This is a genomic window from Bacillus cereus group sp. BfR-BA-01381, assembly GCF_022663555.1.
Taxonomy (GTDB): domain Bacteria; phylum Bacillota; class Bacilli; order Bacillales; family Bacillaceae_G; genus Bacillus_A; species Bacillus_A pacificus.
Map to the genome: position 1 here is coordinate 1 of NZ_JAKUFR010000370.1, position 208 is coordinate 208.

Sequence of the window (208 nt, forward strand, 5' to 3'; positions counted from 1 at the left end):
TGGTGAAGCAGAAAAGAATGCAACGGTAGCGAAGGCAGAAAAAACTAATGTAGCAACGAATCAAAAGGTAACAACAGAGAAGCCTCAAAAAGTAGAGACAGAAAAGAACCAGAAGGTAACGACAGAAAAGAACCAAAAAGTAGAGACAGGAAAGACTCAAGATGCATTTACTTTTGAGAAAGCGAAAGAATATATTAAAAATGAATAT

Annotated in this window: 1 pseudogene; it reads left to right on the plus strand. The window is 35.6% G+C overall.

The annotated features are described in order from the left end of the window. Positions 1-208: pseudogene (locus MR079_RS29090) on the plus strand (hypothetical protein); the annotation flags it as partial.